Annotated in this window: 13 protein-coding genes and 1 pseudogene; 8 read left to right on the top strand and 6 right to left on the bottom strand. The window is 72.8% G+C overall.

The window, feature by feature from the left end; genetic code table 11:
• The 5 genes and pseudogenes from ACFVUY_RS40550 to ACFVUY_RS40530 all read left to right on the top strand — a co-directional run.
• Window positions 1-284: pseudogene (locus ACFVUY_RS40550) on the top strand (NmrA family transcriptional regulator); the annotation flags it as partial.
• 83 nt (window positions 285-367) lie between these two features.
• On the top strand, window positions 368-1015 hold the full coding sequence (locus ACFVUY_RS40545; protein ID WP_387737032.1) for a hemerythrin domain-containing protein: 648 nt from the start codon (window positions 368-370) through the stop codon (window positions 1013-1015).
• A gap of 298 nt (window positions 1016-1313) precedes the next feature.
• The gene (locus ACFVUY_RS40540) at window positions 1314-1829 is read left to right on the top strand and encodes an anthrone oxygenase family protein (RefSeq protein WP_359915175.1); all 516 of its coding nucleotides are present in this window, start codon (window positions 1314-1316) and stop codon (window positions 1827-1829) included.
• Between the two features lie 289 nt (window positions 1830-2118).
• Window positions 2119-2502, top strand: coding sequence for a hypothetical protein (locus tag ACFVUY_RS40535; protein ID WP_359915173.1), 384 nt, complete (start codon window positions 2119-2121; stop codon window positions 2500-2502).
• 296 nt (window positions 2503-2798) lie between these two features.
• Window positions 2799-5195, top strand: a complete 2397-nt coding sequence (locus tag ACFVUY_RS40530) for a lamin tail domain-containing protein (protein WP_387737031.1) — start codon at window positions 2799-2801, stop codon at window positions 5193-5195.
• A gap of 114 nt (window positions 5196-5309) precedes the next feature.
• Here ACFVUY_RS40530 and ACFVUY_RS40525 read toward each other — a convergent pair whose 3' ends face one another.
• The 4 genes from ACFVUY_RS40525 to ACFVUY_RS40510 all read right to left on the bottom strand — a co-directional run bounded on the left by ACFVUY_RS40525 (window position 5310) and on the right by ACFVUY_RS40510 (window position 8557).
• Window positions 5310-5966 carry a hypothetical protein gene (locus ACFVUY_RS40525; RefSeq protein WP_387737030.1) on the bottom strand — a complete coding sequence of 219 codons (657 nt, stop codon included), beginning with the start codon at window positions 5964-5966 and terminating at the stop codon, window positions 5310-5312.
• A 236-nt stretch (window positions 5967-6202) separates the two neighbouring features.
• Window positions 6203-7510 (bottom strand): M64 family metallopeptidase, encoded by a 1308-nt coding sequence (locus ACFVUY_RS40520; RefSeq protein WP_387737029.1) that lies wholly within the window; start codon window positions 7508-7510, stop codon window positions 6203-6205.
• A gap of 68 nt (window positions 7511-7578) precedes the next feature.
• On the bottom strand, window positions 7579-7947 hold the full coding sequence (locus tag ACFVUY_RS40515; protein ID WP_387737028.1) for a hypothetical protein: 369 nt from the start codon (window positions 7945-7947) through the stop codon (window positions 7579-7581).
• Between the two features lie 82 nt (window positions 7948-8029).
• Entirely contained in the window at window positions 8030-8557 is a 528-nt protein-coding gene (locus ACFVUY_RS40510; protein WP_387737027.1) for a MarR family winged helix-turn-helix transcriptional regulator, read from the bottom strand.
• Window positions 8558-8730: 173 nt separating this feature from the next.
• On the opposite strand from ACFVUY_RS40510, the gene ACFVUY_RS40505 reads away from it, so the two are divergent.
• Entirely contained in the window at window positions 8731-9954 is a 1224-nt protein-coding gene (locus tag ACFVUY_RS40505; protein WP_387690362.1) for an FAD-dependent monooxygenase, read from the top strand.
• Window positions 9955-10023: 69 nt separating this feature from the next.
• Here ACFVUY_RS40505 and ACFVUY_RS40500 read toward each other — a convergent pair whose 3' ends face one another.
• Window positions 10024-11178, bottom strand: a complete 1155-nt coding sequence (locus ACFVUY_RS40500) for a serine hydrolase domain-containing protein (protein WP_387737026.1) — start codon at window positions 11176-11178, stop codon at window positions 10024-10026.
• A 193-nt stretch (window positions 11179-11371) separates the two neighbouring features.
• On the opposite strand from ACFVUY_RS40500, the gene ACFVUY_RS40495 reads away from it, so the two are divergent.
• The gene (locus tag ACFVUY_RS40495) at window positions 11372-12541 is read left to right on the top strand and encodes a histidine kinase (protein WP_387737025.1); all 1170 of its coding nucleotides are present in this window, start codon (window positions 11372-11374) and stop codon (window positions 12539-12541) included.
• Window positions 12529-13173 (top strand): LuxR C-terminal-related transcriptional regulator, encoded by a 645-nt coding sequence (locus ACFVUY_RS40490; RefSeq protein ID WP_387737024.1) that lies wholly within the window; start codon window positions 12529-12531, stop codon window positions 13171-13173. Before ACFVUY_RS40495 ends, ACFVUY_RS40490 begins: the two co-directional genes overlap by 13 nt.
• 176 nt (window positions 13174-13349) lie before the next feature.
• Here the strand turns inward: ACFVUY_RS40490 and ACFVUY_RS40485 are convergent, their stop codons facing one another.
• Window positions 13350-15944: a collagenase gene (locus ACFVUY_RS40485; RefSeq protein ID WP_387737023.1), complete on the bottom strand. Its 2595-nt coding sequence runs from the start codon at window positions 15942-15944 to the stop codon at window positions 13350-13352.
• Window positions 15945-16261 lie beyond the last annotated feature (317 nt).

Here is a 16261-nt window from a genome sequence, read left to right as displayed (position 1 = left end):
ACGAGGTGACGGGGCCGCGGCTGCTGTCGTTCGCGGACGTGGCGGTGGAGTTGTCGGGGGCGACGGGGCGTGAGGTGCGGTTCGAGGCGGTCTCGGAGGAGGCGTACCGGGGGGTGCTGGAGGCGGCGGGGCTGCCGGCGGACTTCGCGGAGCTGTTCTCGGTGATCCTGGACGGCCGCAACGCCTCGCTGGGCGACGGTGTGCGGCGGGCGCTGGGGCGCGAGCCGCGGGACTTCGCCGACTACGCCCGCGAGGCCGCCGCCTCCGGCGTGTGGAACGCGTGAGCCGACCCGTCCGGGCGGCTCCGACCGGCCGCCTGCGGGCGGGCGTTGGTCGATAAATCCGAACGGACTCTGGAGGTCTGGTCATGACGGACGGTACGACGATCTGGTCGACCGAGCACGGGCTCCGCGCCCTGCCCGAGCAGCTCAAGGGCTTCGGCCTGATGCACGTCGCGATGCGCCGGGACGCGGCACGGCTGACCGCCGTGGCGCAGCGCGGCGCGGCGGGCTCCTCCGCGGCGCTCGCGGAGTGGTTCGGGCGGCTGCGCTCGGTGATCGACTGGCACCACCACAGCGAGGACGAGATCCTCTGGCCGTACCTGCGCGGCCGGGTGGCGGGCTTCGACGGCAGCGGGGTCCTGGAGGAGGACCACGAGGCGCTGGACGCCTCGATGCGGCGGGTGGCCGGGGTGCTGGGCTCCGGCCTGCGGGCCGAACTCCCCGAGGTGGCCCGGGCGTTCGAGAGCCTGGTGCGCGAGCACCTGCGGCACGAGGAGCCGGTGGTCTTCCCGGCGCTGGCCGGCCTGTCGGTGGACGAGTACCTGCGGGTCGAGCGCCGGATCATCGGGAGCGCGCCGACCCAGGTGATGACCTACCTCCAGCCCTGGATGTTCGACGGCGCGGACGCGGCCTCGGTCCGGGCGGTCTCGGCGACCATCCCGGCCCCGGTGCGGCTGCTCGGGCGGACGGTCCTGGACCGGCGGTACCGGCGCGGCCTGGACCCGGTGCTCTGACGAGGCCGGGAACCTCGCCCCCCGGACCCGGCCCCGGCCCCGGCCCCGGCCCCGGGCGCGGCACCGCGGCACGCGCCACCGCGGCGCGTGCCCTGCCGGGGAACCGGGTTCCGGTTGTCGCGGTTTCGTTGCGCGGCTCGCCGCACGGTGGGCGGTGTCGAGTGTTCCACGTTCGCCGGCGCCGCACTGCGCGGAGCCGGAAGAGTGAGAGGGTCCTGGGATGCGTTCGGATCAGACCGCGGTTCCGCTGTCGTACACGGCGCCGTCGACCATCGGGGGTGTGGGGATGGGGAGTTCCGTGCAGAGCGTCGGACAGAGCAGGGCCGCGGGTCCGCTGCTGGTGGGTGCCACCGTCGCGATGGGCCTGATGGCCGGGCTGTTTTTCGCCTTCGACGTGTCGGTGATGCCGGGCCTGGCGGCCGGGGACGACCGTACCTACGTGACGGCGATGCAGCACATCAACAAGTCGATCGAGAACGGGCTGTTCGGCCTGGTCTTCGTCGGCGCCTTCGCGGCGACCGGCCTGGCGGCCTGGCTGCTGCACAAGGCCGGCCGGCGCCGGGCGGCGCTGTGGGCGGCCCTGGCGACGGCGCTGTACGTGGTGGCGCTGATCGTCACCATGGGCGTCAACATCCCGCTCAACAACGAGCTGGCGGCGGCCGGCGACCCGTCGCAGATCCACGACTTCGCCGCCGTGCGGGCCAGGTTCGCGGACAGCTGGGTGCCGGCGAACATGCTCCGCACGGCGCTCTGCACCGGCGGGCTGCTCGCCCTGACCCGCTCCCTGGTGCTGAACGGCCGCGGCGGCCGCTGAGCCACGCCCGTCCCGCGTACCGCCGCTGTGCCCGTCCGCCTCGTGCGGGCGGGCACACGCGCGTTCCCGGGCCGTGCGACCGCCCCTGCCCACGGGCCGTCGGACCCGATCGGTGCGCGGGGGCGTGCGCCGGTGCGCCGGGTCGGTGCGTTCTCCCAATTCAGTTGGTGAGACCCCGAGTTGGCGAACCGACCGGATGTGGTGGAGCATAGGCCGGGCCCGGTCTGTTGCGGTGCGCTTGCGCCGCGGCCGAGGCACCGTTCGACTGCTGGGGGAGGAGGCGGTTCCGGTGAATCCGGCGGAACGTCCGTTTCTGGTCCGGGGGAAGGCGGTCCCCCTGGCCAGATACCTGGCGGAGGCGGACATCGAGGGCCTGGTGGCCTGCTCGTGCATCGGGAACGAAGTCAGCATCGACCTCGCGGACACCAGGATCCTGGTGAGCCTGGTCGACGTCGCCGACGTGGTGCGGCTCAACTTCGACATGGTCCAGGACGGCCCGGCCAAGCCCCGCTCCTGGTCGCGCCGGCTGCCCGCCGGCACCGGCCCGCGCGAGATCGCGTCCCGGATAGCGCTGGACGTGCGGGCCCTGGAACGCGAACTCGCGCCGCTGCGGCTGCGCCCGCCCCGGGCGACGCCGACGGTGACGCCGCCGCGGCAGCACCGTCCGGGCTGACCACCCGGCGGGCGGGAACCGGCCCGGGTCCGGCGGCGGAGGCGCTGCCGGGCCCGGGCTCCGTGCTGTCCCGGTCGGGCCGGAGGCGCCGTGGGGAGCGGAAGTCGCCTCCGGCCATCCGGAGTTCGCCCTCCCACTTGTCGCGCGTAGAAACGTTCTTCCGCCGTATGTCTGGCCGTTGCCCGATGCGCCCGGTAGGGATCTGGTGGCGCTGTTAGAACCGCAGCGCCCGACCTTTCTTGTCCGTGGTCACACCGCCGGGCCACGAGCCCGGACGGTGGTCAGGAGGAAGCCTCATGCGGAGCACCTTGAACCCCCGGATCACCCCGGGAGCGGCGCGAGTGCGGCGCCGGACGTCGGCGGCGGCCTCCGCCGCGGCCGTGGTGGCGGCGCTGGTGGCGCTGCCCGGCGGCGTGGCGCAGGCGGCCTCGCCCGACATCGTGATCAGCCAGGTGTACGGCGGCGGCGGCAACTCCGGTGCCCCGTACGCCAACGACTTCGTCGAGCTGTACAACCGCGGCACCACGCCGGTGTCGGTCACCGGCTGGACGGTGCAGTACGCCTCGGCCACCGGGTCCAGCTGGTCGCGGACCACCCTCTCCGGGACGATCGCGCCCGGCCACTACTTCCTCGTCCAGGAGGCCGCCGGGGCCGGCACCGGCGCCGCGCTGCCGACGGCGGACGCCACCGGCACGATCGCGATGTCCGCGACCTCCGGCAAGATCGCCCTCGTCACCAACGGCACGGCGCTGACCTGCTCCACCGGCTGCGCGACCCAGGCCGGGGTGAAGGACTTCGTCGGCTACGGCACCAGCGCCGGCTCCGCCGAGGGCTCGCCGACCGGCAACCTGTCGAACGGCACCGCGGCCCTGCGCACGGGCGGCGGCGCCACCGACACCGACAACAACGCGACGGACTTCGCGATCGGCTCGCCCGCGCCGCGCAACTCCTCCACCGGCGGGGGCGGAAACCCCGGCGGCACCCGCATCCACGACATCCAGGGCGCCGCCCGGGTCTCCCCGCTGGCCGGCAGCGCGGTCAGCGCCGTGCCCGGCGTGGTGACGGCCGTCGGCCCCAACGGCTTCTGGTACCAGGACCCGCAGCCCGACAACGACCCCGGCACCAGCGAGGGCATCTACGTCTACACCTCCGGCGCGCCCTCGGTCGCGGTCGGCGACTCGGTCACGGTGAGCGCCACCGTCAGCCAGTTCCGCCCGGGCGGCACCGGCGGCACCACCAACCTGTCGATCACCGAACTGACCGCGCCCGCCGTCACGGTGGTCGCCCACAACGCGCCGCTGCCCGCCGCCACCCTGGTCGGCCAGGGCGGGCGGGTGCCCCCGTCCGCGGTCATCTCCGGCGTCACCTCCGGCGACGTCGAGACCGCGGGGAACTACCAGCCCGCCACCGACGGCCTGGACTTCTGGGAGTCCCTGGAGGGCATGCGGGTCGAGATCGACGACGCGGCCGTGGTCGGCCCGACCAACAAGTACGGCGAGCTCCCCGTCGTCCCGCAGGGCAGCGGCACCCGCACCAACCGGGGCGGCATCCTGCTGCAGGCGAACGACGGCAACCCGGAGCGGGTCGTCCTCGGGAAGGCGCTCGCCCCCACCCCGACCGCCAACGTCGGCGACACCCTTACCGGCGCCACCGTCGGCGTGCTCGACTACGCCTTCGGCAACTTCACCCTCCAGGTCACCGCGACCCCGACGGTCACCCCCGGCACCACCACCCCCGAGGTCACCGCCGCGCCGACGGCCGGCCAGCTCGCCGTCGCGACCTTCAACGTGGAGAACCTCGCCCCGTCCGACCCGCAGAGCAAGTTCGACGGCCTCGCGGCGGGCATCGTCACCAACCTGCGCTCGCCCGACCTGGTCGCCCTGGAGGAGATCCAGGACAACAGCGGCGCCACCAGCGACGGCACGGTGAGCGCCACCCAGACCCTGGCCAAGCTCACCGCGGCCGTCACCGCGGCCGGCGGGCCCTCCTACTCCTACCGCGAGATCGACCCGGTGGACGGCCAGGACGGCGGGCAGCCCGGCGGCAACATCCGCCAGGTCTTCCTGTACCGCACCGACCGCGGGCTCTCCTTCACCGACCGCCCCGGCGCCGGCTCCACCACCGCCGACTCCGTGGTGAACGCGGGCGGCACGCCGCAGCTGGCCTACTCGCCGGGACGGATCGACCCGGCCAACGCGGCGTTCAACTCCAGCCGCAAGCCGCTGGCCGGTGAGTTCCGCTGGAACGGCAAGCCGGTCTTCGTGATCGCCAACCACTTCAACTCCAAGGGCGGCGACCAGCCCCTCTTCGGCCGCTACCAGCAGCCGGCCCACCCCTCGGAGAGCCAGCGCCACGACCAGGCGACCGTGGTGAAGGACTTCACCGACCGGATCCTGGCCGTGGACCCGAAGGCCTCGGTCATCGTGCTCGGCGACCTCAACGACTTCGAGTTCTCGCAGACCGCCGACATCCTCACCGCCGGCGGCTCGCTCACCGACCTGCCGCGCACCCTGCCGCTGCCCGAGCGCTACACCTACGTGTACGAGGGCAACTCGCAGGTGCTGGACCACATCCTGATCTCCGGCGCGCTCGCGGCCACCGCGTACAGCTACGACATCGTGCACATCAACAGCGAGTTCAGCACGCAGCTCAGCGACCACGACCCGCAGGTGGTGCGGATCCCGCTGCCGTAGCGGGCCCGGCCCACGGTGCCGGTCTCCCCAGCACGTGGGGGAGACCGGCACAAGGAAGGGAGCAGGAAGTCGGCCCGGCCGACTTCCTGCTCCCTTCCTTCGGAGCGGGACCGGTCAGCCGAGCAGCAGGAACTTGGTGGACGGGGTGTTCCGGTAGGTGCTGCAGTCGGTGTTCTGGGTGGTCGTGCTGTACGTGAAGCCGTAGGGGACGTCACAGGCCCAGAGGCCGCTGTACGGCTTGCGGAGGTGGAACGCGTTGGACTGGCCGCCGCCCGTGGTGAGGTTGCAGGCGGTGCCCCAGACGAGGTAGTCGTAGGTGAACTCCGGGGTGCCCATGCAGGCGACCAGGCCGTCGACCGGCTTGCGCAGGTGGTACTGGTTGGACTGCACGCCGCTGATCTGGCTGCAGGCAAGACCCCAGGTGATGTTGTCGTAGACGAAGCCGGGCGTGCTCCGACAGGCCGTCAGGCCGTCGTAGGGGGTCCGCAGGTGGAACTGCGGTGAGTTCCAGCTGCCGCCGCCGCTGCAGCTGCGGTTCATCGACACCTGGTCGTAGACGTACCCGGCCGGGACCTCGCAGGCCCAGGAGCCGTCGAGGCCGGTGGTGGTGGCCTTCGCGGGGGTCGCGCCGACCGCGCCCGAGAGCAGGAGGGCGAGGCGGCCAGTGCGGCGAGCAGCAGGCGGGCGAAGCGGGTGTGCGCGTGTGCGGTGGGCATGGTTCTCCCAGGGTCGTGGCCGGACCCGGGGTCCGGCGCGGGAACAACGGGACATGCGGTACCGTGCGGGCCGACAACGGGAGTTGCGGCCCGCCGAAGGTTTTAGCACGGTGTCGTCACGGCTGCCTCACGAACCGCTCAACTTGGGTGGATGTTGTGAAGCCCTGACCGGAACCCCGCCCGCCCGGAACCCCGCGCCGACGGAACCCCGCCCCGACCCCTTGAGTTCCAGGGGCCGGGGCGGGGTTCCGTCGGGTGCCGGTCCGGTCGAACGGCAGGTCAGGACTCGCCTCAGCGCGTGACCACCCAGGACAGGCTCGCGGTCAGCTTCGCGCGCAGCGCCGGGTCCGCGACGGCCGGGGTCGGGTCGGTGGCGACGGCGGTGAGGGTGTGCGGCCGGGAGCGCGGCCCGGTCAGCTTGAGCTCGGCCAGGTCCAGCGCGGTGCGGCCGCTCAGCCGGGGCAGCTCGCGCCCGTCCAGGTACCAGCGGAGCCGGGTGGCGGGCACCGGCAGGTCGACGGTGAGGCGGTCCGCGGGGGTGAGCCGACTGCCGCCGGGGGTGGGGCTGGTGAGCGGGGTGGCGTGGCGGTAGAAGCCCGCGATCATCGCTTCACGCCCGGGCAGGTTGAACTCGCGTCCGAGCGAGCGCATGATCGAGTTCTCGGTCGGCCGGTAGAGCCCGGTGGGGTAGTAGCCGCCGCCCTCGTACGTGCCGACCGTGCCGCCGTCCGGCGAGGCCTGTCCCAGCCAGCGCGACCACTTGGTGCCCTGGCCGCGCATCCGGTCGGCGGTCAGGGTGCTGATGTTGGCCTCGGCGGGTTCGTCGCCCTGGTACGTCCCCTGGCCGTCGTAGGCGTACTCGTCGGCCAGCTTGCCCAGCGAGTGCCCGGTCTCGTGCACCGCGATCTGCCCGGACTTCGCATTGCTGCCCGCCACGGTGGCGATGCCCTCGTAGCCGACCGAGGACTTGACGTCGTTGTAGCCGGCGCCGCCGTACTTGGCGGTGTTGGCCACCACGAGCACCAGGTCCGCCTGCGGGGCCTTCGCCGCGTACGACTCGACGGCCTTCTCGTCGACGCAGAGCAGCCGCTCCACGCCGTCGCACCAGAAGTACGAGCCCAGCGCGGTGTGCCGCACCGTCGCCCGGTCCGGGTCCCCGGTCACGCCCGACTCGGGGGAAACGGCGTTCACCGTCCAGACGTTGAACAGTGAGCGGTAGGTGGCGTAGGGCTCGACGGAGGTCATCTCGCGCCACTTCTGGTCCGCGTCCGCACGGAACTTGTCCTGCTCCTGCGCCGTGTACCCGTCGCCGATCACCACCACGTCCAGCTTGGTGGCCGGTTCGCCGTTGTGGACCAGTGCCGTGACCTCGCCGTCCCCCTGCACGGGTGCCAGGCCCTGGGGGTGGCCGGCGAGGTAGGGGGAGGCGGCCGGGGCCTGGGCGCGGGAGATGCCGCCGTCCTCGGCGAACACCTCCACCTGACGGGTCGGCGGGGTGCCGTCCGCGGGGCGGCTCCAGGCCGGTGCGGCCCCCAGTACCGTTCCGGCGAGTACGGTGGCGAGCAGGGCGGTGGTGGTCCTGAGGGTGGTGCGGTGCACGGGTGTCCTTCCGGAGGTGCGGTCTGTGGCCAGCCCCCTTCCCATGTCGATAACCTGACAATCATTTGTCATGCCGGATAGTCGGCCGAGCGATGGAGGTGCTCGCGTCCGTCCGCGTCGGTGAACTCGATCTCGAAGGACAGGCCCGCCTCCGCCAGCGCCGCGAGAAGGACGTCGATCCGGTCGGGGTCCACGAACCCGGTGAACGTCACGGGCTCCAGCGGCAGGAGCTCCAGCTCGGCGAACGCGTTCTCCACCTCGAACTCGGTCCACCCCGACCGCCGGACCCGCCACCCGGCGGTGCGGAAGCGCGCGGCCGCCCGTCCCGCGTCCGCCGCCGAGGGCAGCGATCCCCGGACGTTGTTGGCGAGTTCGATGCGGGCCAGGGCGGCGGGGTCCAGGCGCGGCCCGTCCGTTCCGGCGGAGGAGAAGTCCATGCCGGACGGTACCAGCCCGGTGGAACGCCGTTCCGGGGGCCTCGGGGGACGGGTCCGCGCAGTGGCGGGCGGGGGCGGAGCCTCAGCTCTCCTCGTCGTCGAGGTCGTCGAGGTCGTCGAGGTCGTCGAGCCCGGAGAGCCGGGCCGTCACGTCGTCGGCGAAGCGGGCCAGGAGACGGGTGAGGTCGTCGCGGTCCTGGCGGGGCCAGTCGGCGAGGGTGTCGGTGAACCAGCCGAGCAGGAAGGCGAGATAGCGGTCGGTGGCCTCGGCTCCGGCGCCGGTGGGTTCGATGAGGCGGGCCCGGGCGTCGTGCGGGTCGGGGATGCGGCGGGCGAGGCCGCGCTTTTCCAGGACCTGGACCTGGCGGGTGATGTGCGGGCCCACGACCTGCATCCGCTCGGCGATCTCGCCGATCCGCAGGGGCTTGTTGGCTGTGCGCAGGGTGACGAGCACGCTCACCGCGGCGCGGTCGCGGCCCAGTCCGGCGTCCTCGGCGGCACGCTCGACGAGCCGGCCCCGGTTGAGGGCGGCGCCGAGGCGGCTGATCCGGGTCAGCGCGGAGAGGAGGTCGGGGCGCGGACCGTCCGGTGCGGGGGCCTCGGCGGACATGGACGCCTCCATTTGCCTACCTAAGTTAGGTATCTGTATCGTGGGGGGGTGGCCGCCGCCCGCGAGGGCGACGTATGGCCTCCATAAAGATACCTGAGGTACGTATCTTTTGCTCGTCCGGTGCGTACCACCGACGTGCCGGCGGGGACAGCCCGCCGGGGGAAATGAGAGCCATGAACACCGTGTCACGCCCCGCCCGTCGCGTCCTGATCTCCGGAGCGAGCATCGCGGGCCCCGCGCTCGCGTACTGGCTCGACCGGTACGGCTTCGAGGTGACCGTCGTCGAGAAGGCCGCTGCCGTACGCGGAGGCGGCTACGCCATCGACATCCGCGGCACCGCCCGCGAGGTCGTGCGGCGCATGGGACTGCTCCCGCGCCTGCGCGCCGCCCACGTCGACAGCCGGCGGATCACCTTCATCGATCCCGCCGGGCGGAGCATCGGCTCGCTGCGCCCGGAACAGCTGACCGGCGGCGAGGCCGGCCTCGACCTGGAGGTCCGGCGCGGGGACCTGGCCTACGCCCTCCAGGAACTGCTGGGCGACCGGGTCGAGTTCCTCTTCGGGGACTCGATCGCCGCCCTGGACGACGACGGGAACGCCGTCCACGTGCTGTTCGACAGCGGCGCCCGCCGGACCTTCGACCTCGTGCTCGGCGCGGACGGCCTGCACTCGAACACGCGCCGGCTGGTGTTCGGCCCCGAGGAGCCCTTCCACCGCTACCTCGGCCACGTCTTCGCCGGCTTCACCCTCCCGAACGAGTTCGGTCTCGCGCGTGAGGCGGTCATCTGGAGCGAGGTCGGGCGCGGCGCGGTCCTCAACGCGCACGCGCCCGCCGACCGGGTCCACGGATTCCTCACCTTCACCCGCGACATCCCGCCCTTCGAGGCCTTCCGCGACCCGCGGGCCCAGCGCGAACTGGTTGCCGCCCGCTTCCCGGACCGGGCCTGGCACGTTCCCCGCCTCGTCGAGGCGATGCGGGACGCCGACGACCTCTTCTTCGACATCGTCAGCCAGATCCACCTGCCGGCCTGGTCGCGCGGGCGGGTGGCCCTCGCGGGCGACGCCGCGCACGCCACCTCCTTCCTGTCCGGCCAGGGGTCGAGCGTCGCCCTGGTCGGCGCGTACGTCCTGGCCGGCGAACTGGCCACCCACCCCGACCACAGCGCCGCCTTCGCGGCCTACGAGCGCCGGATGCGCCCCTTCGCCGAACGCAACCAGGCGCTGGCCACCAGCGGTGGCACCGCGGTGACACCGACCACGCGGGAACAACTGGAGGCCCGCAACGCCCTGGTGCGCGATCCGGAGTCCGTCGGGAAGGAGCTGGCGACGGGGCGCGCGCAGGCGGGCCGGGCCGCGCACTCGGACCTGCGGCTGCCGGAGTACGCCGGGGCGCTGTGACGCCCCGGCGCGCCCTCGAACCTGTCCGCAGGCCTGTCCTCAAGCGGGCCGTTCGCGGCGCGGCGAGGCTCACCGCTCTTGGCGGCCGCCCGCGTTCGGACTCGTGCACAGCGCGTCGTCGACCAGCCTGTTCTCCGCCTCCGCCACCCGCAGGACGTCCCCGTCGGTGGCGGCCTGGACGCCCGACAGCGAGACCGTGACGCCGCGCCGGCCGTCGGCGGTGACGTCGGTAGTGCTGATCCACCCGGCGTCACCGCCCTCGTGGCCCCAGTACTCCCCGCCGCAGGACAGCCGACGCGAGAAGATCCCCAGCCCGGCCCGGGCGCCCGGCATGAACCGCTCGAACTTCTCGCTGACCTCGACGGTCCGGGTCATCTCCGCCAGCTGCGTCGGTGCCAGGAGCCGGCCGCCGAGCAGGGCGCCGAAGAACCGGTCGAGGTCGGCGGTGGTGGAGACGAGCCCGGCCTCGCCGTTGGTGCCCGAGCCGATCTGCTCGGTGACGTCCACGAACGGCTCGCCGGCCGCGAACCTCTGGTAGGTCTCGGCGTGCGGCCGGGGCAGGGTGGGCGACGTTCCCGGGTGGAAGGTGTGATCGAGGCCCAGTGGCCGGACGATCCGGTCCCTCACCTCCTCGTGCCAGAGGTGCCCGGTGACCCGCTCGATGATCATCCCGAGCAGGACGTAACCGGTGTTGCTGTAGTTCCAGCCCGTGTCGGGGTCGAAGTCCGGGCGGTGGGCCATCGCCCGGGCGACGATCTGCCCGGGTGTGTACGCGTCCGACCGGTGCTCCTGGAAGTCCTCCGCCGAGGTGTAGTCCGGGTAGTCGTCATGGATGCCGCTGGTGTGCTGGAGCAGCTGGCGGACAGTGATCGCGCGACCGTCGTTGCCGTTTCCGGACACCACGCCGGGCAGCCATCGATCGACCGGGTCGTCCAGGGAGAGCCTGTTCTCGCCGGCGAGCTGCAGGGTCACGGTGGCCACGAACGTCTTGGTGATGCTGGCGATCCTGAAGTAGCCGTTCCGGGGCACCGGCCGGCGTCCCGTCAGATCGGCGACGCCGCCGGCGGCGGTCAGGTTCCGGCCGTCGGAGGTGACCACGCGGGCCTGGACTCCGGTGGCGCCGACCGCGATGAGCGCGTCGGCGTCGCGCTGGAGCCGGATCCGGAGCCGGTCGTCGTGCTGCGGGGCGGCCGGCGCCGAGGGCGCACCGGTGGAAAGGGTCACGGCCGCGACGGCGGCCAGCGTGACGTTCCGTCGGACGGATCGGTGATGCCGCCGCGGGGCACGAATCGGTGAAGTCGTCATGGGCGTTGACGCTAGGTCGGGTGGGGAGGCCGGACGATACCGCTCACCCGTCTGAAAAGAGGGTAGTGGGCTGTAATGCCAGGCCCGGCCCCCATGGTCCAGACTGGTGCGGATGAAGCACCATGGGGCCGGTCGGCTTTCGGAGATGTGGCGCGGTCTGGGCTACCTGCTGGGGAGCCTGTTCACCGCTGCGGTCGCCGTGCTGGCGCTGCCCGTACTCGCCGTCCCGGTCACGGCCCGCTCCTGGGCGTCCTGGCATCGCCGCCGCGCCGACCGGCTGCTGGGCTCTCCGCGCTCCGGCCCGCTCCGGGTCGGCCCGTGGCGGGTCCTCGGCTGGCTCTGCGCCTGCACCGTGACCGCCCTGGCGTTCGGCCTCGTCCTGCTGCTGTGCGCCAGCAACGCCGTGACCACGGCCGTCACGGTGCCCCTGTGGTGGGCGCTGCCCGCCGGCACCCGGGCGGGCGGCTTCGCCGCCGGTGTCCCCCTGACCGGGTGGGGCACGGCGCTGACCCTCGGGACCGCACAAGCCGTCGCCTTCGCGGCCCTGACCTACTGGCTGGCTCCCCGGCTGGCCCGCCTGCACGCCCGGACCTGCGTCGCGCTGCTGTCCCCCTCGACCGCCGCGCGGCTGGCACAGCGGGTGGAGACCCTGACCGAGACGCGGGCACACGCCATGACCGCGCACGGCGCGGAACTCCGCCGGATCGAACGCGACCTGCACGACGGCACCCAGGCCCGGCTGGTCGCCATCGCGATGCGGCTGGGCGTGGCCCGGGAGCTGCTGAGCGACGACCCCCGGCTGGTGGCCGCGCTCCTGGAGGAGGCGCACGAGAACACCGAGGAGGCCATGACGGAGCTGAGGGCGGTGATCCGGACGATCTACCCGCCGATCCTCGCCGACCGCGGCCTCGCCGGGGCGCTGACCGCGCTGGCGTCCCGATCGGCGATCGACACCACCCTCGACATCGGCTCCGGTGGCTCCGGCGACCTCGACACGGTCCCCGCCGCGGTCGAGGCCGTCGCCTACTTCACGATCGCCGAGGCGCTCACCAACGCCGCCAAGCACAGCCGGGCCACCCGGACCGCCGTCCGCGTCGCACGCGACGGCGACCGGCTGGCGATCGAGGTCACCGACGACGGCGTCGGCGGCGCCGACGAGACGCTGGGCACCGGCATCACCGGAATCCGCCACCGCGTCCTGGCGCTCGACGGCACCGTCCACCTCCACAGCCCCGGCGGTGGCCCGACCACGATCACCGTGAGCCTGCCGTGCGCGTCGTGATCGCCGAGGACAACGTCCTGCTGGCCAACGGGCTGGAACTCCTGCTGACCGCCACGGGCTTCGAGGTCGCCGCGATCACCCCGGACGCCCCCGGCTTCGTCGCCGCCGTCACCGAACACCGCCCGGACGTCGCCATCGTCGATGTACGGCTGCCGCCCGGCTTCCGCGACGAAGGCATCCACGCCGCGATCCGCGCCCGCCGCCTGCACCCCGGCCTGCCCGTGCTCGTCCTCTCCCAGTACGTCGAGCAGCAGTACGCCGGCGAGCTGATCTCCGACGGCCGCGGCGGCGTCGGCTACCTCCTCAAGGACCGGGTGAGCCGGGTGAGCGAGTTCACCGACGCACTGCGGCGGGTCGCCGCCGGCGGCACCGTCATGGACCCCGAGGTGATCGGCCAGCTCCTCACCCGGCCCGCCCGCGACCCGATAGCCGCCCTCACGCCGCGCGAACGCGAGGTCCTCGCCCTGATGGCCGAAGGGAAGGACAACACCACCATCGCCACCCGGCTCGTCATCACCGACAACGCCGTCCACAAGCACATCGGCCACATCTTCGCCAAGCTCGGCCTCTCGCCGGCCGACAGCGGCCACCGCCGCGTCCTCGCCGTCCTCACCTACCTCAGCCGCCGCTGAGGAGCTCGCACGCCCGGCCGGTCGTCCCGTACGCCGTCCCGTCCGTCGGCCCGGTGGAACGCCCATCCGGAACGCCGGTCCGGACCGCCCGTCCGAAACGCCCACGCGAAACGCCCACGCGGAACGCCAGGCCGGGAAGCCCGGCCGGGCGCTCCGCTCAGGTGTGTGGGTCGGGGTCAGAACTGGGTGCTGACCGTGACGCCGCTGAAGTCGGTGACGGCGTACAGGCTGAGGTAGCGGTAGCCGGCGGTGGGGTTGGTGACGGTGAGGGACTGGGTGGTGCCGGTGCCGGTGGAGGAGGCGGTGAAGGCCTTCGGCGAGGCCCAGGTGTCCGCGTTGTAGTAGAGGTGCGCGGTGCCGGTGCCGCCGGAGGTGGTGACCTTCAGCGTGGTCGTTCCGGCCGGCAGGTAGACGTACAGGTAGTCGAGGTTGCCGGCGGTCGCGGCGCGGCCGCCGCGGGAGCAGTTCCGGCCCATCGCGTCGGCGCGCTGCTCGGTGCAGGCCGGCAGGACGACCGGGGCGGCGGTCACGGTGACGGTGGCCGGGGTGGTGGAGATCCGGCCGGTGTCGTCGGTGGTGGTCAGGGCGACGGTGTAGCTGCCGGCCGCCGCGTAGGTGTGGCTCGGGTTGCGCTCGTCCGAGGAGGTGCCGTCACCGAAGGTCCAGTGCCAGGCGGTGATCCGGCCGGAACCGGTCTGCACCGACCGGTCGTTCACGCTGACGGTCGCGCCGTTCACCGAGGTGTCGAACAGGGCGGTCGGGCCGGGGTTGTAGCAGGCGCCGCCGGCGCAGGCGTCGAGCCAGGCGTCGAAGTCGGCGTCGTAGGAGGTGCCGAGGCTGTTGTAGACCGCGTAGCCGCCGGGGTAGTCACCGACGCGGAACCGGGCCAGCATGGCCTGGACGTCGGCCGGGTGCTTCTCCACCATGTACCGGGTGGCCAGGTAGCCCCACGGGTAGACGCGGGTCGAGTCCGAGTTGCCGGGGGTGCTCTGGAAGAGGGTGCTGAGCTTGTAGGTGTGCTTGGCGGCCTGCGCCATCGCGTCGGTGTCGGTGGCGCCGCGGTAGCTGTGCGAGACGTACTCGGCGAGGCCCTCGACCCACCAGATGTCCGGGACGGACATCTGGGTGCGGTAGTTGCCCTTGAGGTCGTAGATGCTGTCGAGGTAGTGGGTGTACTCGTGGTTGAGGTTCCACACCCGGGCCGGGTCGTTGTTGTTCCAGGTCTTCTGGTACATCACGGTCGCGGCCGGCTTGTTCGGGTCGGTCGCGTCCATGACGGTCTGGCCGCCGTTGTCGGTGTCGTTGCCGAAGATCGCCCACGAGTAGGTGGTGTAGTCGGTCTTGTTGGCGAAGATCCCGAAGGTGACGTTCTGGGCGTACTGGTTCGGGATCGGCCCGTTGTCCTTGACCACGCCGTGGAAGAAGGCGTCCTGGTTGCGCAGGCTGGCGCAGACGGTGGCCAGTTCCTCGGCCGACAGCGCCTGGGCCTGGATGGTCCGGTTGTCGCAGACCAACTGGTGCGGCAGGACCACCGAGGTGAGCTTGGCGGGCAGGTTGCAGATGTCGTAGTACGAGCACTGGCCGCTGTTGTAGTACGCGGCCTGGACGGCCGTGTGCACGTACAGCGGCGCCGCCGGCGTCAGCAGCGGGGCGGCGTCCAGCACCTTCCTGACCAGTGGCTTGACCACGGCCTCGACGGCGGGGCCGCTCCCGGCCATCCGCGCCAGGTCGTTGCCCGCGTTGGTGTCGAGGACCTCGTTGGGTCCGCCGATCAGGTCCTTGTGGTTGATCGCGAAGTCGGCGAGGGAGACGGCGAGGCTCGGGTCGGCGGCGACCGCCCTGACGAAGTCCTGGTTCGAGTTGCCCCGCCAGAGCGGGTACTGCAGCACGGAGTTGACCGCGCCGACCATCTTCGGGACCGCGTTGTAAGAGTTGTTGTAGTCGTCCAGTATCCGCTTGTAGACGCCCAGGTAGCCGGCCTGGACGTTGGCGCTGTCGGTGAGCCACACCACGTCCCTGAGCACGGTGCCGTTGCCCTCGGTGACGTCGTGCCAGCGGGCGCCGGCGAAGAACGCGTCCAGGGCGGCCCGGACGGCGGTGGTGAGCTCGCCGGTGTACGGGCCGGCCGCGTCGGGGTAGTAGAACTGGATGTAGTAGCCCACCTGCAGGTAGAGCGCCAGCTGCTGGATGCCGGCCGAGTTGTCGCCGGTGTAGCCGGCCGCCAGGTCCTTGAAGGCGGCCGCGACGGACAGCATCCGGGACTGCCGGAAGATGGTCGGGTCGGCGCCACCGCTGCTGTACAGACCCCGGATGCACTCCGGGGTCGAGCTCCTGATGAACGCGACCAGGTCGGCCCCGGTGCGGGCGGCGAAGTCGGCCGGGGTGCAGGCCTGCGCGGCGGCAGCGGCCGCGTCCGCGCCGGACAGGGCCTGCGGGGCAAGGGACTTGGGCGCGACGGGGGCGGCCGTCGCGGCCGTGGTGGCCGGCCCGCCCATGAGTCGCTCGCCGATCAGCGCCGGCGGCAGCGGGGCCGCGGGTGCGGCGGGCTCCTCGGAGCCCGTCGTCGCGCCGGCCGTGGGCGCGGCGGGTGCGGCGGGCGCGTTCGGGTCGGTCTTGGTCGAGGTCGGGTTCGTGGCGGCCGCGGTCAGGGCCGGGCCGGCGGTGACGGCGGCGGGTGCCGCGAAGGCCTGGGCCGGCAGCACGGCGGTGGCCGTGGCACAACAGGCGACGACGCCGGCCGCGAGCGTGGAGAGTCTTGTGCGCAGGAGCACGCCGAGTCCTTCTTCGAGTGGGGGCAGCCCGACGTGGGGTCGGACTGAGTGAAGGAGATGAGGAGATTGGCGTGGATCCTGTCACCGACCGGCCATCAGAACAATGTCACAGGTTATATGGCACACGATTTTCAGCCACGTCGCGCCCACCACACCCCGACACGTGGCTGACCTGCGATGGCCGCGGCCGGGGGCGGCGCAACGGACGGGCGCCGGAGGCCCGGCAGGTCACGAGCCGGGAGATTTGCCCGAGGCCGCCCGGGCCGACGGGCCACCCGGAGTGGCCGATCTCCGCCCCCACCGGGCCGCGGGCCCCT

Source organism: Kitasatospora sp. NPDC058063, from assembly GCF_042885395.1.
GTDB classification, from domain to species: domain Bacteria; phylum Actinomycetota; class Actinomycetes; order Streptomycetales; family Streptomycetaceae; genus Kitasatospora; species Kitasatospora lactacystinica.
The sequence above is the reverse complement of the archived record's forward strand: the minus strand, read 5'-3'. Positions and strand labels throughout refer to the sequence as shown.

Coding starts and splice junctions, on each gene's coding strand:
- ACFVUY_RS40505 (WP_387690362.1), top strand. CDS start 8,731: ATGAACACCGTGTCACGCCCCGCCCGTCGCGTCCTGATCTCCGGAGCG.
- ACFVUY_RS40495 (WP_387737025.1), top strand. CDS start 11,372: ATGAAGCACCATGGGGCCGGTCGGCTTTCGGAGATGTGGCGCGGTCTG.
- ACFVUY_RS40515 (WP_387737028.1), bottom strand. CDS start 7,947: ATGGACTTCTCCTCCGCCGGAACGGACGGGCCGCGCCTGGACCCCGCC.
- ACFVUY_RS40525 (WP_387737030.1), bottom strand. CDS start 5,966: ATGTCCCGTTGTTCCCGCGCCGGACCCCGGGTCCGGCCACGACCCTGG.
- ACFVUY_RS40545 (WP_387737032.1), top strand. CDS start 368: ATGACGGACGGTACGACGATCTGGTCGACCGAGCACGGGCTCCGCGCC.
- ACFVUY_RS40530 (WP_387737031.1), top strand. CDS start 2,799: ATGCGGAGCACCTTGAACCCCCGGATCACCCCGGGAGCGGCGCGAGTG.
- ACFVUY_RS40510 (WP_387737027.1), bottom strand. CDS start 8,557: ATGTCCGCCGAGGCCCCCGCACCGGACGGTCCGCGCCCCGACCTCCTC.